At 57.9% G+C, this 23,455-nt stretch carries 24 protein-coding genes and 2 pseudogenes; 12 read left to right on the forward strand and 14 right to left on the reverse strand.

Annotated features, from left to right (window positions below):
* Positions 1–302 precede the first annotated feature (302 nt).
* A complete protein-coding gene (locus ACH79_RS45145; RefSeq protein WP_371419434.1) occupies positions 303–533 on the reverse strand; it encodes a cation transporting ATPase C-terminal domain-containing protein in 231 nt (76 codons plus the stop codon).
* Between the two features lie 53 nt (positions 534–586).
* Entirely contained in the window at positions 587–1,285 is a 699-nt protein-coding gene (locus tag ACH79_RS44025; RefSeq protein WP_246738602.1) for an HdeD family acid-resistance protein, read from the reverse strand.
* Between the two features lie 328 nt (positions 1,286–1,613).
* Between ACH79_RS44025 and ACH79_RS19845 the strand changes: the two genes are divergently transcribed.
* Positions 1,614–1,721 (forward strand): DUF992 domain-containing protein, encoded by a 108-nt coding sequence (locus ACH79_RS19845; RefSeq protein ID WP_161852495.1) that lies wholly within the window; start codon positions 1,614–1,616, stop codon positions 1,719–1,721.
* A 631-nt stretch (positions 1,722–2,352) separates the two neighbouring features.
* Here the strand turns inward: ACH79_RS19845 and ACH79_RS19850 are convergent.
* Positions 2,353–3,999 (reverse strand): alpha/beta-hydrolase family protein, encoded by a 1,647-nt coding sequence (locus ACH79_RS19850; RefSeq protein WP_246738603.1) that lies wholly within the window; start codon positions 3,997–3,999, stop codon positions 2,353–2,355.
* A gap of 614 nt (positions 4,000–4,613) precedes the next feature.
* Complete coding sequence (locus ACH79_RS19860) at positions 4,614–4,817, reverse strand: hypothetical protein (protein ID WP_161852497.1); 204 nt, start codon at positions 4,815–4,817, stop codon at positions 4,614–4,616.
* A 37-nt stretch (positions 4,818–4,854) separates the two neighbouring features.
* Between ACH79_RS19860 and ACH79_RS43025 the strand changes: the two are divergent.
* A pseudogene (locus tag ACH79_RS43025) lies at positions 4,855–5,132 on the forward strand (IS630 family transposase); the annotation flags it as partial.
* Here ACH79_RS43025 and ACH79_RS44030 read toward each other — a convergent pair.
* From ACH79_RS44030 to ACH79_RS19880, 4 genes and pseudogenes are all read right to left on the reverse strand, one after another.
* Positions 5,121–5,330 (reverse strand): annotated as a pseudogene (locus ACH79_RS44030) (AbgT family transporter); the annotation flags it as partial. The pseudogenes ACH79_RS43025 and ACH79_RS44030 sit on opposite strands and share 12 nt — an antisense overlap.
* 21 nt (positions 5,331–5,351) lie before the next feature.
* The gene (locus tag ACH79_RS19870) at positions 5,352–6,527 is read right to left on the reverse strand and encodes a calcium:proton antiporter (RefSeq protein WP_246738604.1); all 1,176 of its coding nucleotides are present in this window, start codon (positions 6,525–6,527) and stop codon (positions 5,352–5,354) included.
* A gap of 10 nt (positions 6,528–6,537) precedes the next feature.
* Complete coding sequence (locus ACH79_RS19875; protein ID WP_161852499.1) at positions 6,538–7,278, reverse strand: hypothetical protein; 741 nt, start codon at positions 7,276–7,278, stop codon at positions 6,538–6,540.
* The gene (locus ACH79_RS19880) at positions 7,266–7,532 is read right to left on the reverse strand and encodes a response regulator (protein ID WP_161852500.1); all 267 of its coding nucleotides are present in this window, start codon (positions 7,530–7,532) and stop codon (positions 7,266–7,268) included. The genes ACH79_RS19875 and ACH79_RS19880 overlap by 13 nt, the downstream gene beginning before the upstream one ends.
* A 326-nt stretch (positions 7,533–7,858) precedes the next feature.
* Here ACH79_RS19880 and ACH79_RS19885 point away from each other — a divergent pair, with 326 nt between their 5' ends.
* Positions 7,859–8,536 carry a helix-turn-helix domain-containing protein gene (locus ACH79_RS19885; protein ID WP_161852501.1) on the forward strand — a complete coding sequence of 226 codons (678 nt, stop codon included), beginning with the start codon at positions 7,859–7,861 and terminating at the stop codon, positions 8,534–8,536.
* A gap of 453 nt (positions 8,537–8,989) precedes the next feature.
* On the opposite strand, the gene ACH79_RS19890 is transcribed toward ACH79_RS19885, so the two are convergent.
* Entirely contained in the window at positions 8,990–9,382 is a 393-nt protein-coding gene (locus ACH79_RS19890; protein WP_161852502.1) for a helix-turn-helix domain-containing protein, read from the reverse strand.
* Positions 9,383–9,567: 185 nt separating this feature from the next.
* Between ACH79_RS19890 and ACH79_RS19895 the strand changes: the two genes are divergently transcribed.
* The 3 genes from ACH79_RS19895 (at position 9,568) to ACH79_RS19900 (ending at position 11,617) form a co-directional block, all read left to right on the forward strand.
* Positions 9,568–9,942: a response regulator transcription factor gene (locus tag ACH79_RS19895; RefSeq protein ID WP_161852503.1), complete on the forward strand. Its 375-nt coding sequence runs from the start codon at positions 9,568–9,570 to the stop codon at positions 9,940–9,942.
* Between the two features lie 64 nt (positions 9,943–10,006).
* On the forward strand, positions 10,007–10,174 hold the full coding sequence (locus tag ACH79_RS43035) for a hypothetical protein (RefSeq protein ID WP_202639273.1): 168 nt from the start codon (positions 10,007–10,009) through the stop codon (positions 10,172–10,174).
* 963 nt (positions 10,175–11,137) lie between these two features.
* Complete coding sequence (locus tag ACH79_RS19900; RefSeq protein WP_161852504.1) at positions 11,138–11,617, forward strand: hypothetical protein; 480 nt, start codon at positions 11,138–11,140, stop codon at positions 11,615–11,617.
* A gap of 39 nt (positions 11,618–11,656) precedes the next feature.
* On the opposite strand, the gene ACH79_RS45150 is transcribed toward ACH79_RS19900, so the two are convergent.
* Positions 11,657–11,929 (reverse strand): hypothetical protein, encoded by a 273-nt coding sequence (locus ACH79_RS45150; RefSeq protein WP_371419435.1) that lies wholly within the window; start codon positions 11,927–11,929, stop codon positions 11,657–11,659.
* On the opposite strand from ACH79_RS45150, the gene ACH79_RS19910 reads away from it, so the two are divergent.
* Both ACH79_RS19910 and ACH79_RS19915 read left to right on the forward strand, forming a co-directional pair.
* Complete coding sequence (locus tag ACH79_RS19910) at positions 11,817–12,620, forward strand: alpha-amylase family glycosyl hydrolase (protein ID WP_161852505.1); 804 nt, start codon at positions 11,817–11,819, stop codon at positions 12,618–12,620. The genes ACH79_RS45150 and ACH79_RS19910 overlap by 113 nt on opposite strands.
* 71 nt (positions 12,621–12,691) lie before the next feature.
* A complete protein-coding gene (locus ACH79_RS19915) occupies positions 12,692–13,843 on the forward strand; it encodes a glycosyltransferase family 4 protein (protein WP_161856457.1) in 1,152 nt (383 codons plus the stop codon).
* 98 nt (positions 13,844–13,941) lie between these two features.
* Here the strand turns inward: ACH79_RS19915 and ACH79_RS19920 are convergent, their stop codons facing one another.
* Complete coding sequence (locus tag ACH79_RS19920; RefSeq protein WP_161852506.1) at positions 13,942–14,376, reverse strand: globin family protein; 435 nt, start codon at positions 14,374–14,376, stop codon at positions 13,942–13,944.
* A 288-nt stretch (positions 14,377–14,664) separates the two neighbouring features.
* Between ACH79_RS19920 and ACH79_RS19925 the strand changes: the two genes are divergently transcribed.
* From ACH79_RS19925 to ACH79_RS19940, 4 genes are all read left to right on the forward strand, one after another.
* The gene (locus ACH79_RS19925; protein WP_161852507.1) at positions 14,665–14,877 is read left to right on the forward strand and encodes a DUF3072 domain-containing protein; all 213 of its coding nucleotides are present in this window, start codon (positions 14,665–14,667) and stop codon (positions 14,875–14,877) included.
* A gap of 9 nt (positions 14,878–14,886) precedes the next feature.
* On the forward strand, positions 14,887–15,042 hold the full coding sequence (locus ACH79_RS19930; RefSeq protein ID WP_161852508.1) for a DUF3072 domain-containing protein: 156 nt from the start codon (positions 14,887–14,889) through the stop codon (positions 15,040–15,042).
* Between the two features lie 364 nt (positions 15,043–15,406).
* Positions 15,407–16,486: an AraC family transcriptional regulator gene (locus ACH79_RS19935; protein ID WP_161852509.1), complete on the forward strand. Its 1,080-nt coding sequence runs from the start codon at positions 15,407–15,409 to the stop codon at positions 16,484–16,486.
* An 811-nt stretch (positions 16,487–17,297) separates the two neighbouring features.
* The gene (locus tag ACH79_RS19940) at positions 17,298–17,771 is read left to right on the forward strand and encodes a hypothetical protein (protein ID WP_161852510.1); all 474 of its coding nucleotides are present in this window, start codon (positions 17,298–17,300) and stop codon (positions 17,769–17,771) included.
* Positions 17,772–17,933: 162 nt separating this feature from the next.
* Here ACH79_RS19940 and ACH79_RS19945 read toward each other — a convergent pair whose 3' ends face one another.
* The 3 genes from ACH79_RS19945 to ACH79_RS19955 form a co-directional block, all read right to left on the reverse strand.
* The gene (locus tag ACH79_RS19945) at positions 17,934–18,296 is read right to left on the reverse strand and encodes a hypothetical protein (RefSeq protein WP_161852511.1); all 363 of its coding nucleotides are present in this window, start codon (positions 18,294–18,296) and stop codon (positions 17,934–17,936) included.
* Positions 18,297–18,485: 189 nt separating this feature from the next.
* On the reverse strand, positions 18,486–21,698 hold the full coding sequence (locus ACH79_RS19950) for an alpha/beta fold hydrolase (protein WP_161852512.1): 3,213 nt from the start codon (positions 21,696–21,698) through the stop codon (positions 18,486–18,488).
* Between the two features lie 91 nt (positions 21,699–21,789).
* Positions 21,790–22,761, reverse strand: coding sequence for a tripartite tricarboxylate transporter substrate binding protein (locus ACH79_RS19955; protein WP_161852513.1), 972 nt, complete (start codon positions 22,759–22,761; stop codon positions 21,790–21,792).
* Positions 22,762–23,455 lie beyond the last annotated feature (694 nt).

Genomic DNA, 23,455 nt, shown 5'->3' on the forward strand with positions numbered 1-23,455 from the left:
GACCGGCAAGCATCACGTGATCAGAGCAGGGCGCAGCTTGTGCTCTGCTGTGGCAGCCGGCGCTTATACCAACGAGGGCGTTCTAGCGAATGCTTGCACCTGAATAGAGCGAGATGAAAATCGCTTTTAATGCCGCAAGTAAAGCTATCTTGCGCAAGGACTTGGGTCTCATTGCCTCTCCCGTCATCTGCGGTCGTATGCTCGCGCGTTGTCGGGCCGCTTTGTGGCGCTTGGACGTGCCGAGGCGGTGCCGCTTCGGTCACCGCCCATCGCGCGTGTGATGACTTTCCTCAGTTCGCGGGCTACAGTGCAGAACTTGCGACCGTCTCGGGCACGCGAACACTGGCGTAATCGCCGGCGTCGAGGCCGCTAGTCGAGAACGCTTCCTGCAGGAAGGGTACGTAAACAACGGCCGCGTGCAGAAAAAGCGACAAGGCGATGGCCGCCCAGAGCCAGCGCTTTCGGAAAAGGCCGCAAAGGCTGGGACCGGCACGATGCGCTACGGCCAGACGATGACCTTTACGACCTGACAAGCAAGGGTTCGAGGGGCGTTCTGCGCTGGATTAGCTTGGTCTCCCGACCACGATCAAGGTGTGACGCAGCGGTGGAGTTGCGGGTGCAAAGTAGATCCCGGAGGGCAGGTTGGCGCCGTAACGCAGCGGTGTAGTCGCGGATGCAAGGTAGATCCCGGAGGGCAGGTTGGCGCCGTAACGCAGCGGTGTAGTCGCGGATGCAAAGTATATCCCGCAGGGCATTCCGCGGCCACCAGCGTCACGTCCGGCACCGTAAGCTGAGAGTCATGAGGCGAGAACGGCATAGCTTGGGCGCTTACCGCGACCAACGATGCCGCCAAGGCAGCACGAGCAAGGGGAAAATAAGACCTGATCAGCATCATCCAGCCGTTCTGTCGCCAATGGGCGAAACTCAGGAGGCATCGAATGGCGCCCGATGCGATGAGCAGCGCGCCGAGGAAATAGGTCAGGACCAGGGCGCCGGACGCTGGCTGCACGAGCAGCACGAGTCCGAAGGTGAGATAGAGCACGCCAAGCAGGACCTGCCGCAGGAAGCCGCCCCATCCCTTGGTCCAGAAAGCATGCATGATCTCGAATGCGCCGGCCGCGATCGCCGTCAGCCCGATCAGCTTGACGCTGATGATGGTTGCGAACGCGACGTCAGTGAGCGCGAAGATGCCGGCGGCAATCAGCACGATGCCAAGAAGCGCGCAGACCCAGAGGGGAGGAGGACCCAGAGCTTCGATGCCGGTTCGGCTGTCATAGGCTGTCATGCCATCCTCCTGAGCGGTGATGGTTCGATTGGCACGCGCCGGATGGTAGCTTCCAGCCCGCAATGCCAACATCCGACGAAACCCTGAGCAACGGGCGGGAATGTTCCCATTGGCCTGACTCGAGCCGCATCGATCTCGCCCAAGATCCGCCAATACGAGCTCATCGCCGTCCTCTCGGACCCAGCGTCAAATTGGTTACGCCGGCGGCGAGATTGAATCCGATCGACCGCTCGATCGACAGTCAACGAGCTGAGCGGCTTCTACTTGACGATCAGATGGGCAAGGGTATCTACTTAAGCGGAGGCGGCGCTAGGAGTTCGTCTTAAGGGTGTCACACGCTGGCACCCTGCCTTGGATTGTCTTGGCCAGGAACTCGCGAATCGGCCCAGGCACCGTGCGAGGAAGTTACGTGGGCGCGAGCGGCGGGGCGGACTGACATTCACTAAGGGCTCGCGAGCTCAAGTACTGGACTTACTGGGCCCGCGGTGAGCAGGAAAGGAACTGGACCGATGCGGTGAACTGGAAGAAACCGGTGCCAGCGTACATGCAATTTGTTCATGGGATGGAGGTGAGGATGAATATACGGGCTGTATGCAGTGCATTGATCGTGAGCGGTTCGGTAGCGGTTGCTGCACCTTCAAGCCTTTCCTTGGCTCAGTCGAATGATGCCGGCTTATCCGCGAAGGATCGCGGCGCATCTGTGCCAAAGAGGGCAGCGCCAAATACAAATGCAACCCCGCTAACCCCGCGAAACCCCCGGTACTGGCGTCATCGCGGCGGTAAGCATCCGCACTTTGGCAGCCGGCGCGTTCGCACCTAGGTCCAGGCGCCACAGAGCAGCGGCTTCGCCCCGTTGCCCAGTAGAAGCGCCTGGTCAGTTCCACTCGTGTAACTTGACCGATCGACCCTTCGCTATGATCGTGGCGTTAGCTGCCTTCCATACGCGCTGATCAAGGAAGCAGCGGAAGCCGTCGCTGTGCCACTCGCTCGTTCATCTGATACGCTCGTTGATGGCTGTGCTAAAAAACCGTCTCCGCCGTAGCTCGTGTTGGAACAGCGGTCGCGGACTACGGCCTGGAGAGGTGTTGCTTCAGCCGCGTGATCTCGTCCGGGGACCAGTCGCGAACATCCGTCACCTCGATCCACGCGTCAACGTAGTGCGCCGGGGCGTAGACGTGGCCGTAGCCGATCGGCGCTGCGGTCGCCACGAACTTGTCCGCCGCCAGTTGAAGAAGAGTTACGACCGGGTACCACCGCAATTGCGGCGACACGTCCGGGCCGCGGGGCGGCGTCATCCAATCTGGTTCGCAATAGAGGCTGCGGTACTCGAAAAAAGTCACCGGGTCGCTTGCATATTGGAGATAAACGACCCGCATCCGCCCCCATGAGGCATTAGGAGCCGAGAATGGGCCGGCGGCGTCTCCGCCCTGGTTCATGAACCGCACGAACGATCCGTCGCGGAACCGGGGAAGCCAAGCTGGCGATCCGGGATTGCGGCGGTCGGTGAGGAAACGCCAGAGCTTGCTTGAATAAGGCGGGCCGCTCCACAGTGCGCCGGCGAACGGGTCGTCAAGTACTTCAATCAGATCTGTCGACTGTTCGGAGTTCTTGGCGCCAAGGCTAAGACCGTGCAGATAGAGTCGTGGCCGTTTGTCCTTGGGAAGCGTGGTCCAGTATCCGTAAACCTCCGTGAAGAGCGCGCGTGCAGCATCGGCGCCGTAGTCCGCTCCAACAAGCAGGTACAGCCAACTCCCGAGATAGGAATATTGCAGGGCAACGCTCGCGACGGCACCACGGTGCAGATATTCGACGCTATCCAACGCCGCCGGGTCCACCCAGCCGGTGCCGGTCGGCGTCACCACGATAAGCACGGATCGGTCGAACCCGCCGACGCGCTTTAATTCTTCCAGAGCGAGCTTGGCGCGCGCTTCCAGCGTGTCTGCCGATCTTAGTCCGACATAGACGCGAATTGGCTCAAGCGATCTCCTGCCCGAGAAAGCACTGATCTCCTCGCGGGTCGCTCCCAAGGAGATGAACTCCCGTCCCGCCCGCCCGAGCTCATGCCAAGCCAGCAGGGAAGCGCTGCTGCCGGTCTTCAGAGGGTCCGTTGGTGGCCCCGTCTCCGGTTCGATCAGTTTGTCGAATTCCCGGTAAGACGCATCTGCGACGCGCAGGGTGACCCGGAAGAGAAGTCCATTGATAACCGATGAGAACAGCGCAAGCGTGGCGATGATGCCAATGATGTGGGAAACCCGCATCGGCAGAAGGCGGTTAACTCTTATAGCTACGAAGCGGAGCGTCAGCCGAAAGCACCGCGCTAGCGCCAGCAGGATTGCGAAGACCGCCAGTGCAATCAGGGCGACCTCGAATGGATACGCCGTTTCGACGTACTCGATCTCCATTAGCTCTCGGATCGAATTCTGCCACCCTGCCGCCTGCCAGAGGGAGGCGAGCGCAATCCCCGTGCAACTGATCGCGGCGGTGAGCCGCACAACCCGCATGAGGCGGCCCTTAGGCTGAGGGAGCTCCATATAGGCCCAGAGCCAACGGCCGAATACGACGACGCCGTATCCGATCGTCAGAGAACATCCCGAGACAACGCCCTGCGTCAGAAAACTTCGCGGCAGCAGTGACGGCGTCAGAGAGGCGGCAAAAAACAGTGTTCCGAGGAGAAGGCCGCAGGTAGAGAATGAATGCCATCGCGCTCTCGCCATACGCCCGCGCCTCCCGATTCCGACGGACCTCATTCGTCCAGCAGCTTGTCGCGAGCACCTCATGGCCTAGTCTCGCCGTATGTTGAACACCGTTGAACGTTGATTTGACATGCTATCTCAATTTGAGAGCCTAACCGACTGGATAACTGCACATCTGAGCCGGCGGGCTAGCGGTGGCGATTGCCCCGCGTTTCGTTCTGCCGTCCTTGCTGAACTCGACGCCCGCAAGCGAATTGAATGGGAATAGCCCGCACCGTTCGCGCCAACCATCGCGCGAGCGGCCTCAGGCCTGATGAGGTCGCAAACCAACGCAAATACTATGAAGGGTTTGGAGACACTCATGATCGTGAACTCAATGTCGGCATCCACGGCGGAAGAGATGGTACCGTCCTCCCGACCACGCCATTGCCGAATACTCGCACGAGAGCTAGATGACCTGAGATATCTCTCCCGGTCGCTGTCTTTGACGCGAGCGCGGGGCCAACCAGTCGCTGCACTTGCTCAGCTGGCGGAAGATGCCCAGTCTCTGCTTTCGATACCACCTGAACCAATTCGTACAATATCTACGAATCTCTCCGAACAATCGCGCGTCCGGCTAAGGCTTGAAATCCGCACTAATTCAGGGGCTGATTGCGACGCACAATCTTCAGAATAAGGAGCACCAGACCGACCACCAGCAAGAACGCGCCTATAGCTGTAAGTCCATCGTACGACAGACTTACACCCGTAGCCGTCAATAACAATCCCAATATCAGCAAAAGCACGCCCGCAATCTTTTTGATCAAGAGGACGGGATTTCCACCTGTAGACGTTGCCATTGAATCGCTCCTAGAATTAGGATTCTCGTTGTCCTTTGATCCTGAACCTGGCCATCCGATGGGCCTACTCCACGACGATCAGGTTGCTGCTGTGATCGAGCAGACTTTGCGCACCACGCCGGTCGATGCGACGCACTGGGCGATCCGCTCAATGGCTGCGGAAACTGGCTTCTCCCACCCACGATCCGCCGAATGTGGATGGCGTTCGGCCTGCAGCCGCACCGGAGCCAGACATTCAAGCTGTCGAGCGATCCGCTGTTCGTCAACAAGGTGCGCGATATCGTCGGCCTTTACATGTCCCCGCCGAACCGAGCCTGCCGAAGCACCGAATAGGCTCGCGATAGCCGAGATGATGATGAGGCCGCCGATCAGGATCAGAAAAATGACGACCGGATGGGGCACCACGTTGCCCACCCGTTCGACGGCATTGACAAAGCGTTGCATCGCATCCTCCGCGTTCTCGCTCACCTTCGACAATGAGTGCCTCCCGCTAGCCGGGGGGATCCGCTCCATTCATCGGGACACTGCCGCTGACTAGCCCCACCAAAAGATCGCCGCGATCAGAACATAGAGTCCGACGAGCGAGGCACCATCAACAATGTCGGCCCGGCCATCAACGCAGACTAGTGTTACCACCAGGACCGACAGCGCCAGTGCCGCGGCCATGACCGGCGGAATGGTGAGCGTGAAAGGCGCCCCGTCGAAAAAGAAAAAGCTAACCAGGACCAGCACCGGGATCAATGCGACCGCGACCTGTAGTGCCCCGTTCAGCGCTACGCTGACTGCCAGGTCCGCGTTGCCCTGGAAGGCGAGCCGTATCTCCACCACGCCGACCGTATTGCCGGCGATGGCGACGACAACAAACCCCGCGAACGCCTCGGAAATACCAAGCTGTTCGGTTGCTGGCCTAAGCGCCTCGATGAACCAATCCGAGAGCAGGACGGTAATCACACCGCAAATGGCCAAGACCGCCAATACCAGGCCTATCGGCCAAACCTGGGGACGCGCGCGTGCTTCGGGGGGAACCTTGCGCTCGCCGTTCCGCAACATCACCTGTGTTGAGAGGGTAAAGACCAGCAACAGCGCCAATGCACAAACGACGGCAAGCTCGCGCTCGTGCCGCGCAGCCGGCAGATGTAGTTCGTAGGCAAGCGTTGGCAGCACCAACGCCGAGACTGCCAGCATCAGCAAGACAGCAATCATGCGCGGCGTCCGACTTTCGAACTTCAGCAGACCGTGGCGTACGCTGCCCACCATCAGAGCAACGCCGAGAATCAACACAGCCGTGGCAATGATGGAGCCAATCAGCGCTGCCTGCACCACCGCCACCGATCCCGCTTTAAGCGCGAAGATGCAGATGAACAGTTCCGGTAGGTTGCCCAGCGCCGATTGGATAATACCGGCGGCGGACGCGCCGAGATGGTTACCGAGCTGGTTGGTCGCTTCGCCGATCACATAAGCGATTCCCGCCAGTGCAACCGCGGTCATAGCGAAGATCAGTACCGACCCGGCTCCGACCAAGTGAAGGAATCCCACAACCGCCGCGGCCGCGAAGGCGCTCACAATTACGCATGTGTCGGCGAAGGTGAGGTCCTTGAACACTCGCGGTCCCGCTTTCAGTGCGCTGTCATCGCCAAGGCGAACAGAGCTGCCCTCGTCACAATCCGCCGCAAAGGCATAAGCAAACTTGGCAAAGCCGCTTCTGACCAAAGCGCTTCGCTCATGCTTTCGGCGTCTTGTCCTGCCTCCCTGCTGAAGTGCCGGAAATATCCGGTGGCACCGGCAGCCATTGAACCCATTTTGACATATTGCTGAGCTGCCAGGCCACGCCGACTGCGGCCATGATCATAATCAGCACGCTCGACCAAAATCCGCCGATACCGTCATACAGCCCGCCGCGCAGAAGAAGGTGCGCCCCAGCCGCCGCAAGGCTCGCACCGCCAAAGGCGGTTGCAGCAACCACGAAAACGTCGAAAAAATAAAGGACAAGGACTCCGCCGATCAGGCCGCCCGCGAGTATCAGAAAGAGATTGAGGAAGCCCACGAACCACCCCTCCAAACCGAGGCCAGCAGCAAGTGAAAGTCCCACCAGGACGCCGCTGGACGAGCCCAGCAGTATTCGCCGGTAAGGCTCCAGCGAATAGGAGGCGACAGCAAGTATCCCCGCGGCGACCATTCCCAGTACGATCGCAATCAAGCCGATGCCTCCTGTCAACCATCGGCCCAAGAGAACGCCGATATCAAAGCCGATGAAAGCGAACAGCAGCGGCAGGAACGCGTAAAACAGGAAAAGGCCGAACAACATAAAGGCGAGGCCTGTGACGACGAACACTATTCCAGCCAGAAAGGGCATGCGTGTTGTCCTCGGTTGATGCAGTTGACGCTCACCGCCGCGCGGGCAGAAATGCCCACCGGAGCTGGGGAGGAGGCCCTGCCCCGCGGCAGGATTCAGACGTTCCATGGGCCAATCCCTCCTGGGGGCGCGGTGCTACCAGCGCCGGCGTAGTGGGCGAGTTCTGCACCTGACATCTTGCCCGCTAGGTTGTGGTCAGTGATGAGCGCCTGCAATTCGGTTCCAGTTGACGCGATGATCAGTTCGGCAGATTCGGCGGTCGTGCATTCGATCACCTCGAACCCTTCATCCTTTAATACATCGGCCAGTACCTCGCGCTGCAACGCATCGTCTTCTACCAACAGGGTCACAAAGTTCGACATGCGCACCTCCAATCACGTCAATCCACCTCCATTCACGTCAATCGGAAGGACGGACTTTGGTTCATCAGCCACCCGCGATGTGCCGGTCCAACCATTTGTTCCTCTGTTATTTTGTGCGCAGACGGCGCGGGCGGATGCTGGTCTGCTGTCCGCATTATCGATCCTAGAAGTATATTTGCGATCAGCCCGACATTGCGTGTCGGGTTTTTCGTTAACCTAGTTCTGCTTTCGTAATCGACACGCGGATCAACTTCCTTGTCTGGTCGCTCTTCGCTCTAGGAACATGGCAGCTGCGGAGCCGTTCTCCCCTCATGTGAGAGGTTTGGATGTACAGCAACGCGGGAGGCCAAAAGCCTCGTCTGATCGGAGAACTTAGCGCTGCTTCCGATCGGATCAGTGTGAGCGACTTCAGATACGGCAGAGGAGCCGAGATTTTTGGAGAAGCAGAACCGGCTGAGTACATCTACCAAGTGATTGAAGGGGCTGTGCGTACACACAAGCTTCTACCAGATGGTCGCCGCCAGATCGGGGCATTTCATCTCTCTGGAGACATCTTCGGACTGGAGAACGGCGCAACTCATCGGTTCACGGCGGAAGCCATTGTCGCGACCATGGTGCGCCTTGTGAAGCGCAAGAGCCTTGATAACGTGGCGCAGAACGATCCCGCGATTTTCAACACCATCCTCGACATGACGACCAGCAGCCTAGTCCATGCGCAGAACCTGATACTGCTGCTAGGTCGCAAGACCTCACTTGAGCGAGTGGCGGCCTTTCTGCTTGAGATGCATTTTCGTTCAACAGCAGCAGGCGTTATGCACCTTCCTATGTCTCGTCGCGACATCGCGGATTATCTCGGATTGACGCTTGAAACGGTATCCCGAGCGATCTCGGAGCTTCGCAGAAGGCTCATCCTCAAATTCGAAGGCACGACGCAGAGACACATCGTCATTCTGGACGTTCAAGCTCTCGCGAAGCTGGCTGACGAACCTGACGCTGCAGCCTAGCCCGCGATCATGATGCAACTGCGAACTGCTTCATATTCCAGACGGGGTTCATATTGTATCGTTAGGCCATGCGCAGCCTTGTCCTTGCCATGGCTATCCTCGCAGCACTGTCGGCGGTGACGCAGTGTCAGGATCGCAGGCTCGTCTTGAGGCCATCTGCGCCGATGCCTGCCGTGCTGATCCCGTGAGGCGAGACGTGTGTGGGTACAGGTCAGCCCAGACCAGATGTGGCCCGACGCATAACGTTTAGGACGACACACGTCGGGCCATGCCACAACGGGTTCACCCCCGGAATGGCTCCTCAGCCGCGCTGGCTGAACAAAGCCTACAGCCCTTCAGTGCGGTCGAGAACTCCGTGGGACTACGGAGGACTGCGGACAGCCCATCATGGGCCGCGCAGACCCCCGCTGGATAAGCACGGGCACATCATCGTCTGTCGATAAGGTCGCGGCGCTACCAAGTGCCGAGTTCGGAAGCTTTCAAACCTTTCTCTGCAGTACGGAAGATGCGCATCGCTTCGGTGACGTACTTCGTCTGATTGAGGGCACGTTCTTTCGACAACAGATACACGTTGCCGTGGCGAGCTATCACGCCGTCCCTTAGAAACTGATTGAGTTTGCGGATTACCGTTGAGCGCGGCAGACCGATGTACTGCGCGATCTTCGTCGCACTCATCGGTTTGTTTTCTGCGTGGCCAACCATGATGGCGGAGCCGATTAGCAGCAGGGAGTGATCGGCAGGTTTCCCGCCGAACACAGAATCGACCATCACATGGGTAAGCGCGATGTACGCTTTTGCCAACGCGAGCCGCTCCGAACGGTGCATGATCGAGTATGTCCCAGACATGCGACCCTCCTCATTTGGCGTACTGTAAGACTGCCTCCCTTCATTATACATCAAGCGAAAGATTTGACGCCGGGTCACCACTAAGGAGCGGCGGGGGTGTCCAAAATGGACGCTTCCGTAGTTGTAGCCGCTGAAGGCGACGGCTAAATCACCCATCTCACAATCTGATAAGGGAAATCGAGCTTTTGAATGATCGGAAGATCGTAGTAGTCGTCGATGACGATCCCGGAATGCTGGAGGGACTTCAGCGGCTGCTCTGGCTCCATGCATACGAAGCTATCCCGCTTTCGTCTGCAAAGGCTTTCAAAGACCACACCGATTTCGAAAAGGTGGCTTGCGTCATTCTCGACATCAACTTGGGCGACGGATCAGGCATCGAGTTGGGGCTTCACCTGAAAGCCGCAGGGGTACCTGTCCCGGTCATCTACATCACCGGCAATCAGGACCCTGCTGTTCGCGCGGCTGCGCTGGACGCTGGGTGCATCGCATTTCTAACAAAGCCGTTCTCCACCCAGGAGCTGATTGAGCCGCTCAAGAAAGCAGCGGCAGCGCGTTCGTAGGCTTCGCCGCAACTGGTGCAGCCGCGTAATGGGTGCGGTAAGACAAGTAAATAACGAGGGCACGATGCAGGACATACTGGCTCATCTGGAAAGGCTAAGAGACGTTGCCGAGTGCGAGCGAATTCTCGTGAAGAAGTGCGAACTGTTCGACCGGCTAGCGGCCCATCTGACGCAGCTAGCATGCGAAGTCGAGCAGGCGATCTTGGAAAAAGGGAAAAAGGTTGGCGAATAGTCCCGAGCGGTCGATTGAGGCTACAGCCGTCTTGAGATGAGAAACCCAAGATGGCTACGTGGCGCGTTAATCATTGGTGTGATGTTCAACATGGTCCATTCGCGCTATCACTCGATTGCCCTCATTACGGCTCCGGCTCGCGCGATTGCAGACCAATTGGCGCATGACGAAACCGCGCTATTGATTGGGATGATGGAGATAGGATGGCGAGGTTACTATTTGCTGCGGTATTCGGAGTTCTTGCCTCGCAAGCTAACGCCGCTCCGCTTGACGATGCTAGCTACCTAAAGGGTCACTACATCGCTGATGTGGGCGAACTGGAAAAGGTGTCATGCCCTGTCGGTGGCAGATACGACTGCCTAGCGTTCCCCTCCAATTTGTACAAGCTGAACGGTCAGTGTCTTCAAATTCCTAGCTATTACGGCGAAGGTTCGCGCAACACTACGTTCCTTGCAGTGGATGTATCGACCAAGAGGCCATCAGCGTTCGTGGTTGAAGGAATTCTCGCAGTGTGCGCAAGTACCCCATTCTTCAGTACGACTGTCCCATTCTCTTTTAGGGCATCGCCATCATCAGCATTGCCGAGCGAGCCAACGGCAGTGCAATTCACGCTCGAAGGCGTGAAGTTTCTGCGAGGCGATAGGGTTGCGCGGCGGCGTGCCTGATCCTGAGTGCAAGGTTTGCTTTGGCATCGGTTGGGTCTGTGGAAACCATCCCAACAGAGCTTGGTCTGAAGAGCTTGGCTGTCGGTGCGGTGCGGGCATGCCGTGCGAGTGTGTCCGCGCTGACGGGCTTGAGGAGCCCTGACGTCACCCAAGTCCTCGAAGTCCCCCGTCAAACACAGCATTAGCGCCGTGCGGTCGTAACGAGCGGCCTATATTATGATGTTTGAATATTAAGCCGAGTGATATTATCGATGCTTGTCCATTTGGAACAGGACAGGCAAACCATGCGGCCCGCCCCATGAAACCGCGCTCCGCCTTTATCTTCGCATGCACGGGCCTGGCCATGTTGATATCTGGCTGCCTGCCGGTGTCGGCCGCAACACGGCATATCGTTCTCCTTTTCGACGAACGGGTGGAATTGCCCGGCCTGTCGCTACTAGAGGCCGAATTAGTCCGAACCCTTCGGTCCAATTCCAACGAGCCGATTGAGGTCTATCACGAAGCGATGGATTTGTCGCGATTTAGCTCAAGCTCTTACCGGACGCTCCTGCGGGATTTCCTCCACGCCAAATATGCGGACAAGAAGATCGACGTGGCAATCGCCGTCATGGCCCCCGCGTTTGATTTCTTGTTGGCCAATGGTGATCTGACTTTCCCCGGGACACCAATTGTGTTCAGCGGATTGGATAGACAGCAACTTGCCAATCGCTCCCTGCCGCCCAACGTGTCTGACCTACTTCTGGGACGGAAGGACGCAGGAAGCGGACGAGGTTTATGAATGCTCCAAAGAAAGCGCTATCAGAGCGCTTGAAGGCCGTTAGCCCCTCCAAAAGTCCTTGAACCTTGTCGGCGATAACTGGGTGTACCTCACGGTATGCTGAACGTCCTTGTGGCCGAGATAGGCTTGCAGAGCGTGGGTGTCATGCCCTTGTTGGCCAGCGCGAACCCGCAGGACATTACAGGCCCCAAGTGAGAAGTTGCTGCTCGCCTTTACAGGGTCCCGCCTGATCCGTGCCACGGCCATTCGCTCCAGCCCTACCGACTTCGCGATCTGGCTCGTGTTCATCGCTCCCTGGCTGGCGAGAGTCATCACCGTTCTGAATTGCTCACGGCTGATGGGCAATCACGACCGTCCGCGCCTCGCAACTCGAATCGGGCCCGACCAGGCCCGCGTCGCCGCAATGCTTTTGATGACATTGCGGGGAACACCGACGCTCTACTATGGTGAGGAGATTGGCATGAAGCAGGCGGCTATTCTGCCCGAACAGATTCGGGACCCGTTCGAAAGGAACGTTCCAGGCATCGGTATTGGTCGCGACGGATGCCGCACCCCGATGCAATGGGATGGCACCAAGTGGGCCGGGTTTTCGGACGTTGACCCCTGGCTGCCAATAGCTGCCAACTTTCGTGATGAAAATGTGAACAGTTACCGAAAGGATAAGGGTTCGCTCTATTGGCTATATCGTCGGCTGATCGATTTCCGGCGCAATCACGTTGCTCTTGCAGAGGGCTCGTATAAGCCCCTGATGGCCAGCGGCGAACTTCTGCTGTTCTGTCGTGAGCTGCGGGCCGAGCGAGTGTTAATTGCGCTCAACATGGGATCTGAGCCTATCGCAGTCTCATTTCCTGATAAAAGATCGTCTGGGCGCGTTCTTCTATCTTCATTCGCCGACCGCGAGGGGGAAGAGGTGAGGGCCAGTTTCGATTTACGAAGGATTGCTCCTGAAAGTGGATGCCGAACACGCTCGCCAATTAGGAACATAAAGCACATTGACAATTAGGAACATAAAGCAACATTGAATGTTGGGTCCCTCGCTAGACACACCAATTTTAGTGCATGGGTGAGAAGGAGATGAGGATCGCTCAGATTGCCCCCCTGATGGAGAGCGTGCCCCCAAAGCTCTACGGTGGGACTGAGCGGATCGTTTCTTACCTTACGGAAGAGTTGGTCAAGTTAGGTCATGACGTTACGTTATTCGCCAGCGGTGACTCCGTAACTTCAGCAAAATTGGTGAGCTGCGTTCCGACCGCTCTGCGGCTGGACCCCAAAGTATATGATGTCATTCCGTACTACATGCTCATGCTCGACCGGGTGCGGCGTCAGTCACACCAATTCGATATTCTTCATTTCCATATAGACTATTTGCACTTTCCACTTTTCCGGGACATGTCCTCGCGCGTTCTGACCACTCTTCACGGCCGGCAGGATCTCCCTGATAACAAGCCGATTTACATTGGTTTTGATGAAATGCGTTTGATCTCAATTTCCGAGAGCCAGCGAATCCCAATTTCAAACGCAAACTTCGCGGCAACGATTTACCACGGGCTCCCTGGAACGGATCTTAAGCTGACCCTGCGTCCTCAGGGCGGTTATCTTGCGTTTCTTGGTCGCATTGCACCGGAGAAGGGTCCAGAAACCGCCATTCAGATCGCACGATCTGCCGGTATTCCACTTAAAATAGCGGCGAAGATCGATCGGGTGGACGAACAATACTTTCGCGAACGAATCGCTCCATTGCTGGATAAACCGGGCATCGAATTCATTGGAGAAATCAACGAGCATCAGAAAGCGGAATTTCTGAGTCAGGCCTCCGGTTTGCTATTTCCGATTGATTGGCCGGAGCCATTTGGCTTGGTAATGATAGAGGCTATGGCATGCGGAACGCCGGTTCTCGCTTTCAATCGAGGCTCGGTGTGTGAAATCATCGAGGACGGCAAGACAGGTGTCGTGGTCCAGTCGATGGACGAGGCCATCAAGAGATTACCCCATCTTTTGACTTTGGACCGACGGAGAATCCGGCACGAGTTTGAGCGGCGTTTTTCGGCTCAACGAATGGCCCATGATCACGTTGGCCTGTATCAAAAGCTGTTGAAGGGCGAGCGCGAGTGTCTCCTTCAAGACGCTTTTAAAAGCGATGCTCTCGGAAACGCTCAGCAAGTGATCAGCCGACGTCTGCTATTCAATGATCAAGGTGGCGCGGTGCCGCTCATTAAAGATCATTGACCTGTCGCATCGGCAATACTTCGCGGGCCAGCACTTTAGACCATATTTTTGGCAGGGGCGTCCGCCGGCTCTTGTTTTTCCTTTTCAAGTATTTGCAGCTATGCATGCGCAGCCCGTTCCAACTCACTAGCCGCCGCGTTGCGCATGACCTCTGCTACGGTGCCGTAAGCAGCGGCCCATGCGGACTTCGCTGCGGGTGTCCAAGCCTCTTTCAGGCCCTGCTCCAGGGTCCAGAGCAATGCTGCGCCAACAATATCGTAGTGCTGATCTCTTACTCCATATCGAACGTGATTTCTGCCAAGCGCCTCCAGCGTCGGCACTAATGACGGGAGGTTATCGACACCGTTAATGACGGCGGCCAAAGCTTGCACCAGCTTTCGACGCTGTTCCTTCATGTCCGCGTTTTGGAACAGTCGACGCAGCGATGGATCGAGTGTGAAAAGTCTGTCGTAAAACAGAGTGGCTGCGGGATCGCCAATCGAGACGACCATGGCCCAAGTTGTCTTGAGAAGTGCCTTGGTTTCAGGAGACATGATATAGCTTCCAATTCTGATTGTTCAGTTGAGCATATGCAGATGTGTGCTGAGCGAGCCCGCGAAGGTTCGAGCGGGCGTCATGAATTGTTGAGATCGGCGCGTTCTAATTCAGTGATAGCGGCGTCGTTGCCGCCGGTTCTGGATCAACTCCTCCGCTCGCTGCACAGCCGTCTCACGAACAATGGCGTCGATAATGTGCGGCGGGCCGCCTCCATCATACGCCCGTAAGCCGCAGGAACATCTAGCGAACAGATGCGTTAGCCGCTTCAACAACGAGGCGTCACCATGAGTAATTCAAAGACGGAACCGACCGACAACACGAAGAAAGATCCCGACGAGTGGGTCTCCGGCGATCACCCGATGACTGGCGCACAGGCGTCGTATCTGAAAACCCTGTGCGAGCAGGCCGGCCCCCCCGAGCTTTACGACGACAATCTAACGAAAGCCGAAGCATCGAAGTTGATCGACGAGATGCGCGAAAAGGCTGACGTCAAATAGGAGAGTGTCATGGAAGAGCCGATGATGACCGAGGCGCAGCGGGACGAATTGAAAAGTCTCTGCCAAAAAGCGAACGTGCTCGATAAATCAGGTGAGTTGCTCACGCAGGAAGGCGCGCAGCATTTTATTGATGATCTAAAAAAGCAAATGTCTGAGCGGGAATAGGTAAAGAAAAACCGCCAGAGAATAACTGCGTTTTCTAGCGGAGTCGTCGTCAATTATCGGGTGGTTGTAGTGACCGCACCCGACCAATGCTGCAAAACGTCAGAAAGTTCTTGCCAGGAGCGGACATTCGATCTCTTGGATGTCTCCCGTAAAGGCTCTGCGCTCCAGTGTGATACATAGCAGGGGCATGGACTGATGCGTCGGCGAGAGCTCATTGCAATAATTGCTGGCATCTGAGCATTGTCGCTCGCGGCGCGGTTAACGGGCTCTGTGGCGGACGAGCGCGCGGAACGGCGCTTCGACGGGCCAATCATTTGATCTTAGAGCCGCAAGGCACCACGAATAGACCCAAATCGGCGATTTCATGCCCTCCAGCCAAAGCGCGAGGCTTTACTCGATACCAAGTGCCACCGGAGCTATCGCACGGCTCGCATGCGCGCGGCTGCGCGAACTTGGTAAGGACCCTGCGGCCGTTATCGCAAAGGCAAGGGCAAGGCCCGAGCAGGTCTATGATGACGCCATACGACTTGAGGTCCCCAAGCAAATCAGGATCCTGGAGTTGGCATCCGAAGAACTTCAGGATGGACTCCTCGGATTTCACCTGGCCCGCAGTTTCGATCTCCGCGAGATCGGGTTGGTTTACTATGTGATCGCATCATCGGAACGATTTCCCGACGCTCTGCTGAACGCGAAGCGATATTGCACGGTCATGAATGAAGGAGTCCGCCTTCAGGTGGGACAGGATGACCGAACGGTCTCGATTGCACTCGACTATGTCGATATCGACAGGAAGTCAGACCGGCACCAGATCGAGTTCTGGCTGGTGACGATGGTGCGGATTTGCCGGCAAGTGACAGCCACTAGGCTGGCGCTGCGCCATTTGAGGATCAGACATCGGCGTGATGAGACGCCTGCGGAATTCAAGAGCTTTTTTGGGTGCGATGTTGAATTTTGCGCAGACAGGGATGAGATCATTTTCGCAGCGCCAGTGGCATCCCTCCCCATTGTTGGCCGTGACAACTATTTGAACGATCTGCTGCGGCGATACGCAGAGGCAGCACTCGCCGACCATCCGAAGGAGCGCGGGGCTCTTCGATCGGCCGTGGAGGGAGTTCTGCCGCAGCTGCTTCCACACGCCAGAGCAAGTATATCGAACGTCGCCAAACGGCTAGCCATGAGCACGCGAACGCTGTCACGCAAGCTCCGCGAAGAGGGTGTGGCATTTGCCGAATTATTGGAGGAGACAAGAGCAGTTCTTGCAAAGAGCTACCTTGCCGAGCGCGATCTGCCGGTCTCCGAAATTGCATGGCTACTGGGATATCGCGAGGTCAGCTCTTTCAACCACGCGTTCAAGCGTTGGACCGGTATGACGCCGCGGCAATTTCGTTTAGCCGTTGCTTCTCCCCAATCTACGAACACGCCGAAGGGAGGGCGAGGTGGCTAGGGTTTGCTGGCAGTCATAGCCAACTGAGGCGGTCTTGTGTCACAAGAACGCGACGTGATGTGGCTCGGCAGGCTGATCGTCATCACCAAACGATCAGCCATATGACGGCGATGCTCAGGCCGAAAACCGAAGCGAATGAAGCCAGGACAAGGAAATCGTACCGATCCATATGGGGCTATGGTCCTTAGCTGAGAAGGCCGCAGTCATTCGATACTTCGGCGACAATGCCTTAGCGATTGATCGGATCTATCTTGTATTTGAACGCCTATTTGTTGCGATTGTGCGCCAATTTCTTATGTGGCGGCCAACCGCGCGGGGTCTGCTGTTGGCACTTTTCGGACCTGACAGGTCTGGCTGACGATGCCCATTGTTGAGGGCAAAGCGGACTTCCCAGTTGCGCACTCACACTTCTGAGTTCACCCACCCCGGACATCCGACCGCTTGCACAACGCGAGCCGCTCTGCAGGCAATAGTTGGCAAAAGTAGCTTGTCAGGTCCGGCGATTGAGCCGAGCGCCTGCCACATATCGGCTGCCTCCCTCGACACACCGAGGTTTCGTCAATCCGTCTATGCCCTGAAGCAACGACTCCGTCCGTGTTGCCAGGACCCAAGACCGAGGACAATTACCCGCAACCCGACTGTTTTTAGGATGATGCTACGGGGTTATTTGCAAACAAGCGCGGCGACGCAAATACTCTCGCTAAAATCGGAGCGCGCTATGATGACAACTCTTAGTCGGCGGACCTCGATTTTCTTGGTCCTATCTCTCCTATCTCCGATACCAACCGTTCTGAAGGCCGCAGAATTGAGCTTGGGTGAAATAGCCACAGCGATAAAAGATCTCGTAATTTTCATGATCAAAAGGGGCGATCTAGAGACGCGGGAAAAGCGCAAAGCCAGTGCTGCTCTAATAGGCGCGCGGATGATTCGTATCGCTGCAATGAAGCGCATTTTTGCGGAGTACTTGCAGGGCAAGCCCGCAACGATGAGTGAATTGTCGCCCCACGATCAAATGTTAGTCGATCAGGAGCTCAGACGCATCGATCGCGAAATTGCGAATTCTGCGGAGGACCTACGCGAGATAGATCCTGCATGGGCAACTAAAAATCCGAAGCTCTACAATGAACTATTCGCGATCGGTCACGGAAAGGGATTGTGGTGGGCCGTTAGATTCGAACGCTACGGCGCAAACCAGGACGTTGGTCGGTTGCGAGCTTGGATGAGTGCCGAAGCTAAGGCGCTCGAGATCGCAGCTGCCGGAATCCAATCAGAGCTAACTCCCTAACTGGCAACAACACGCACCCACCGGCCTTCAAATTTTTTCGGCGCTCCGCCACCCCCTTGCGCGCGCCGCCAGTGCAGGCTGACGCGCTGGGCGATTGAGCCGAAGCCGCGCTGCCGGCGGGCGGGGGCCCGCTGATAATGGGGGCGGCCCAATACATCCCGCCTAGCGGACCCTCAGGGCTACGACGGCACAGGCGAAGCCCAACACCAAGATGCTGGCAGCCGTGACGGTGACTAGGTCAACTGACCAGTGCTGACCGATCAGATCGAGGTGCGTTGAGCGATTTTCGTCCCGGTATGTGTGAAGGTGCATGGCAGCCTCCTGCGCGGTGGGGACGTCATTCAATCGTCTGCCGCTAAAACAGTTCCCACCAGATTGGACGCCCGGCTTCGCCGTTTTTTTGGCGCGCGATTTTCGACCCCATTGATCAGCCGGTATCGCCGCGCGGCCCACGTGCTTTCCGCGCCCGGAGGCGAGCAGCATTTTGCGCGTCTTGCTGGTCGACTTCAGTTTCTTGCCGAGCACTTCGAGCGCAGTAGTACCACTGCGCAAATTGCAGGACTTTGCCGCGCTTCATCGCATCTCTCCTCGGCGGTCGACACCCGCACGCATCCCCCGCCCGCCCAATTTTTCGCGCCCCGCTTTGTCGGGCAGGGACCACAAACTCCTCAGCCTCTCAGCAGCCGGTGGTCAGCCGCGGCGGGATCTGGGACATCATCCAGAGCTCGATCGCTGCCAGGAGGTACGCTCTGCGCGTCCGGTGCGAATGAAGTTGCAGAGCACTTCGCAAAATTCGTCTGGGGCGGAGAACATCGGGCTATGCCCCTTGCCAGCAAATATATGGAGCTGCGCTCCTGGAACACGCGACGCGATGAGTTTGCTGGTCTCGCACCTGATGAGCTGGTCTTCGCCGCCGTGCGCGATAAGCATCGGGACAGCGATCGAATCCAGTAGCGGCACGATATCCATGCCCGGATCCGGATCGTAGAAGCTGAGGATTGTTTCGTCTGGCAACTTGCGGCGGCTCTCGAATGCGATCCGCTGCAGCTCGCAGGTATTTGGCTCGCTGAATACGTACCGAATTTGCACGCGAATCAATTCCTCAACGTCGCCCCGACGAAAAGCGTCGTCACGAACGGCCAGGTAGTCCGGATTCCATGCCGAGAGCCCGTCAGGCAGCGGTCCTGTGAGCGGAGTGCCCACAGTCATGATTTTTCCGACGAGCTCCCGGTGCCTGTGCGCGAGCTGGATAAGCAGGTTTGAACCGCGAGAGATGCCCACGCCGACGATCGGAGCGGCAGCGGCCTCTAGGATTATCGCTCGGAGGTCCTCCATATGTTGCAGGGTAGAATAAGGTCGTACCAGAGCGTCAGATCGTCCAGCACCCCGACAGTCGACCGTGATCACACGAAATTCCTGGCAAAGCCGCTCGAGAATTGGCTCAAATGTCGCCAGTCCGTACACGATAGGGTTGATGAATACGATCGCAGGCTCGCCGCTGCCGTGCTCGTAAAAGACGAGCCGCGCGCCGTCCCGCTCTGCGTACTTGGGACGGTGAATGCAGTTGCGCGCCCGATCGCGGTCGGCATCGTTATCGGCGAGTGCCATGGCACGCTCGTAATAGGTGTTCGCTCGATCCAGGTCGTCATCAACACCGGCCAGGTCGCCCAACATCAGGAGGCACTCGCGCTCGGTGCGCCGGTCGGGCGGTGCCGCGTCGCCTTGGCGAGAGGCTGTGAGCCGCAGACACATCTCGAGCTGAGATACAGCCTCTGAGACGGCGTGCCGCGCCTTTGCCAGCCTACCGGCGGCCATCAGATAGATTGTCGCGCGGTCGGGCAAGCCAGATTCGATGAAATGATGAGCGACGATTTCGGGCTGCGCCGCCGCAATCTCGGGACGCAAGCGTTCGATGGCTTGCGCTATTCGGGCAGGCAACTGCTGACGGGATGATCTGAGCAAGGTGGCGTATGCGGCATCGCGGACTAGCGCGTGCTTGAAGCTGTACGCATGATGTGGCGGTGTCCCGCGTCGTTGGATGACTCCCGCGAGGCATAACAGGTCTAGAGCCTCGGCTAATTGGCTCTCGGGGCATCCCGCGATCGCTCTGACGACGTCCTCATCGAACTCCCGACCGATGCAGGCGGCGATCTGCGCGACCTCACGGGCTGGAGCCAAACGGTCAAGACGCGCCATGAGGGAATCTTCCAGCGTGGCCGGAATAGCGAGCGGCGGAAGTGGCCCAGAAAGCTCGAGATCGCCGCGACCCGTCGTTGCCTTCCAAATCGGGGATTCCAGAATCACTTTCGTCAATTCCTCGACGAACAACGGAACGCCCTCCGTGCGGGAAAGAATCTCTTCGATGACGACCGGCGGCAGCGACCACTCGCCCGCCGACATCTGAATGAGCTTTCGGGATGCGGGCCGCCCCAGGCGATTGAGGCTAAGCAACGTGACGTGTGGGAAGTTCGTCCACGGCGTCTGCTCCTCAGGACGAAAGGTGGCCACGAGTAGGATCGGCAGAACTCGAATCCTATCCACTATGCGCTCGAACAGCTCTGCCGATGTTGGATCGAGCCAATGCGCATCCTCTAGGATAACGAGCATCGGTCTCTGGCGCGAAAGCCCTTCCATCTGGGCCAAGAGAATTCCAAAGAGACGTGCCTTCTTCTCCTGCGGTGTGCCGCCTGATGCCAGGTAGCTTCCATTGAGCGGTAACCCGATAAGCTCAGCTAGTAGCGGGACGGCGTCTTTGCAAAACTCTCCGGCTCGGCCGAGAAGCCGCTCGAGCTTCTCGAACTTCAACGCAGGTGCGTCCTCACGGAGATACCCTGCCGCCCGCTGGAGCTGGGCTACCACCGGCCAGAGCGCGCTGTTCACATGATGGGGCGAACAGTAGTACCCGATGCGGAACCGAGGTTCGTTTCGCAAACGCTCACGAAGCGCGAGGACAAGCCGGGACTTGCCAATGCCGGCTTCGCCGGACAGCAGAACGACCTGACCCTCGCCGCTCTTGGCCGTCTCCCAGCGGTCGAGTAAGAGAGCGAGTTCGTGCTCGCGGCCGATCAGCGGGCCAACATTGGCGCTCCGCAAGGCCTCGAAGCGACCCTCCGCTGTCGCTTCACCGAGAACGCGGAAGGCCGTTACTGAGGCCTCAATCCCTCGGATCTGTTGCGGGCCCAGATCAGAGACTGTGAACCAGCTGCCAAGGAGGCGCCGCGTGCTCTCTGAGATCACCACGGCGCCAGGCTCTGCGAGTTGCTCCAACCGTGCTGCCAGATTGGGTGTTACACCGACGACATCTTCTTCCTGTATGGCTCCTTCGACGATGAGATCGCCAACCACGACCAGCCCTGTCGCTATCCCGACGCGCGCGGAAAGAGCGCCCCCTGCTCGCTCTAGCCGTTCCACGGCTTCTACAATTGCAAGTCCGGCCCGGACAGCGCGTTCGGCGTCATCCTCATGCGCCTGCGGCCAGCCGAAATAGACAAGAACACCGTCTCCCAGGAATCTCGCGATGTATCCCTCAAAACGGGTTACGGCCGATGCTACGGTCTGGTGATAGGCCGAAAGGATCTCTCTCATGTCCTCCGGATCCAGGCGCACCGAGAGAGCCGTCGATCCGACAAGGTCGGCGAACATCACAGTCAGATGGCAGCGCTCGGCGCGTGCCGATTTCATTGCAGCCGGTGAAGCGCTAACGTCCAATACCGGCGCACGATCGTCGCACATCTCTCTGTCAGGCTCTGGGAGCAAGGTGGCAATCGCCGAGAGCAGCTTCTTGCGGTGCCCCAGCGAGGTGACGCCGAGCTCACGCAGATCGTCTGCCGTCAAATTCGGCAGCGTCTCCGTGTCTACGTCGTTGTCTCGAAATGCACGCTCGTACCGGTCCAACCCAAGGCGGCGTAGCCAATCCGCTATGTCCATATCGACCTCCCACCGGGTGAGGAGGGCCCTTGAACGCAGCGGCAGTCTACCGGGGCGCAACAGCACACCATGTCCGGTTCTCGTCGACTGCTCATTCCCGTTTCATGTTGGCCGCCAGAATTACTCTGCTCCACTTCTTAACCTCATCGGAGATTTGCTTAGCGAAGTCGGCGGGCGACCCGCCAAGAGTCGTGCCGCCCTGATTGGCGAGCCGCGTTTGCAGTTTCGGATCGGCGATGCTGACGTTGACTTCCTTGTTCAGTTTTTCGATCACTTCTTCCGGCATGCGCTTTGGACCTCCAATGCCGTACCATGAACTCGCCTCGTAACCTGGCAACGTTTCGCCCAGAGCTGGAACGTCCGGCAAGATTGGCGAGCGCGCGACCGTCGTTACGGCCAGAGCGCGGAAATTGCCGGCCCTGACATATTCGATCGATGAGAGTAGCGGGCCGAAATAGACCTGCGCTTCGCCGGTGAGAAGGGCAGGAAACACCTGCGCACCCCGATAAGGCACGTGAAAGAGGTCGACGCCGGCCATTGTTTTGAACATTTCGCCGGCCAAGTGCGTCGTAGATCCGGTCCCGGCTGACGCCATATTGACCTTGCGGGGGTTGGCCTTCGCGTAGGCGATGAACTCCGCGACTGTCTTGGCGGGGACTGACGGGTGGACCTCCATGACGAGAGGCACACGAACGATACATGCGATCGGCGCGATATCGCGGACGATGTCGAAGTTAAGGCTGAACATGGTTGCATTTATCGCGTTTGCTGCGGTAACCAACAGCAGCGTATAGCCGTCCGGAGATGCCCGCACGACCGCCTCAGTCGCGATGTTGCCGGTGGCGCCGCTGCGATTCTCGATGACAAATGACTGTCCGAGTCGCTCCGATAGCGATTGCCCGATCAATCGCGCCACAATGTCCGGCGCTCCGCCGGCGCCAAAGCCTTCGAGCAGATGCACTGGTCGGGAGGGGTAACTCTGCGCGATAGCAAACCGAGATGATATTGGGAGCGTGGAAGCGGCCACTGCCAGATGCAGGAATTGACGGCGCGGAACTTTCATTGCGGCCTCCCCAAACAGCTGGGATGCGAAGCCCTGCGGAGCCGCACGGGACCCGCATACATTCAGATGTCAGTTCAATTTTGATGCGCGCCTGCCGACGGCATAAACGCTGCGGCAAAATAAATTGGGACTTCGGCACGTCCCGCTCGGCAGCTCGTGATCAGGTTACATCAGTTGCACGACCAGCGGAAGGCACGAATCGAGAGCTATTTGTACCTCATGCGTCAGGAACTCCCCTTAGGCCGTCGGTTTGTTGGTCTTAATCGATCACTCGGCGGATTGATTCTAGCTCGGCCTAAGGGCGTCGAACAGGTAGTGGATCAGGCGGAAGAAGTAGCTGCCTTCACTGACTTCCATTTGGACTCGGCGACTCAGGCGTCCACCTTGGGATTCGAGAGCTGACTCGTCCCGCTGACGTAATCGGCCACTATCTGCGGCAGCATGAAGTTGAAAGCGTTTGGGGTATAGTCGGTGTTCAAGATGACGAGTGGCTCGACCCGTTCCACTTGGAAACCCACCAAGGGTGAGCAACCGCGCGAGGCAACGCGGCAGTTGACTGTGGGCGAGGTGCCCCTGCAGGTAGAAAGAAAATAGCTGCCGCCGCCCTCAGGTTGAACCGCCCCAATACCCTAGGCCCCCCAGCAGCGCCAGAGTAAGAAATGCTCGATTGTTATTGAGTTGAATGAAGTGATCC

The organism is Bradyrhizobium sp. CCBAU 051011 (assembly GCF_009930815.1).
GTDB lineage: Bacteria > Pseudomonadota > Alphaproteobacteria > Rhizobiales > Xanthobacteraceae > Bradyrhizobium.

Excerpts from the sequence above, each read along its gene's own strand:
- ACH79_RS44025 (WP_246738602.1), bottom strand. The coding sequence starts at position 1,285 with ATGACAGCCTATGACAGCCGAACCGGCATCGAAGCTCTGGGTCCTCCT.
- ACH79_RS19850 (WP_246738603.1), bottom strand. The coding sequence starts at position 3,999 with ATGGCGAGAGCGCGATGGCATTCATTCTCTACCTGCGGCCTTCTCCTC.
- ACH79_RS19860 (WP_161852497.1), bottom strand. The coding sequence starts at position 4,817 with ATGGCAACGTCTACAGGTGGAAATCCCGTCCTCTTGATCAAAAAGATT.
- ACH79_RS19875 (WP_161852499.1), bottom strand. The coding sequence starts at position 7,278 with ATGGAACGTCTGAATCCTGCCGCGGGGCAGGGCCTCCTCCCCAGCTCC.
- ACH79_RS19880 (WP_161852500.1), bottom strand. The coding sequence starts at position 7,532 with ATGTCGAACTTTGTGACCCTGTTGGTAGAAGACGATGCGTTGCAGCGC.
- ACH79_RS19885 (WP_161852501.1), top strand. The coding sequence starts at position 7,859 with ATGTACAGCAACGCGGGAGGCCAAAAGCCTCGTCTGATCGGAGAACTT.
- ACH79_RS19890 (WP_161852502.1), bottom strand. The coding sequence starts at position 9,382 with ATGTCTGGGACATACTCGATCATGCACCGTTCGGAGCGGCTCGCGTTG.
- ACH79_RS43035 (WP_202639273.1), top strand. The coding sequence starts at position 10,007 with ATGCAGGACATACTGGCTCATCTGGAAAGGCTAAGAGACGTTGCCGAG.
- ACH79_RS19900 (WP_161852504.1), top strand. The coding sequence starts at position 11,138 with ATGAAACCGCGCTCCGCCTTTATCTTCGCATGCACGGGCCTGGCCATG.
- ACH79_RS45150 (WP_371419435.1), bottom strand. The coding sequence starts at position 11,929 with ATGACTCTCGCCAGCCAGGGAGCGATGAACACGAGCCAGATCGCGAAG.
- ACH79_RS19915 (WP_161856457.1), top strand. The coding sequence starts at position 12,692 with ATGAGGATCGCTCAGATTGCCCCCCTGATGGAGAGCGTGCCCCCAAAG.
- ACH79_RS19920 (WP_161852506.1), bottom strand. The coding sequence starts at position 14,376 with ATGTCTCCTGAAACCAAGGCACTTCTCAAGACAACTTGGGCCATGGTC.
- ACH79_RS19925 (WP_161852507.1), top strand. The coding sequence starts at position 14,665 with ATGAGTAATTCAAAGACGGAACCGACCGACAACACGAAGAAAGATCCC.
- ACH79_RS19930 (WP_161852508.1), top strand. The coding sequence starts at position 14,887 with ATGGAAGAGCCGATGATGACCGAGGCGCAGCGGGACGAATTGAAAAGT.
- ACH79_RS19935 (WP_161852509.1), top strand. The coding sequence starts at position 15,407 with ATGCCCTCCAGCCAAAGCGCGAGGCTTTACTCGATACCAAGTGCCACC.
- ACH79_RS19950 (WP_161852512.1), bottom strand. The coding sequence starts at position 21,698 with ATGGACATAGCGGATTGGCTACGCCGCCTTGGGTTGGACCGGTACGAG.
- ACH79_RS19955 (WP_161852513.1), bottom strand. The coding sequence starts at position 22,761 with ATGAAAGTTCCGCGCCGTCAATTCCTGCATCTGGCAGTGGCCGCTTCC.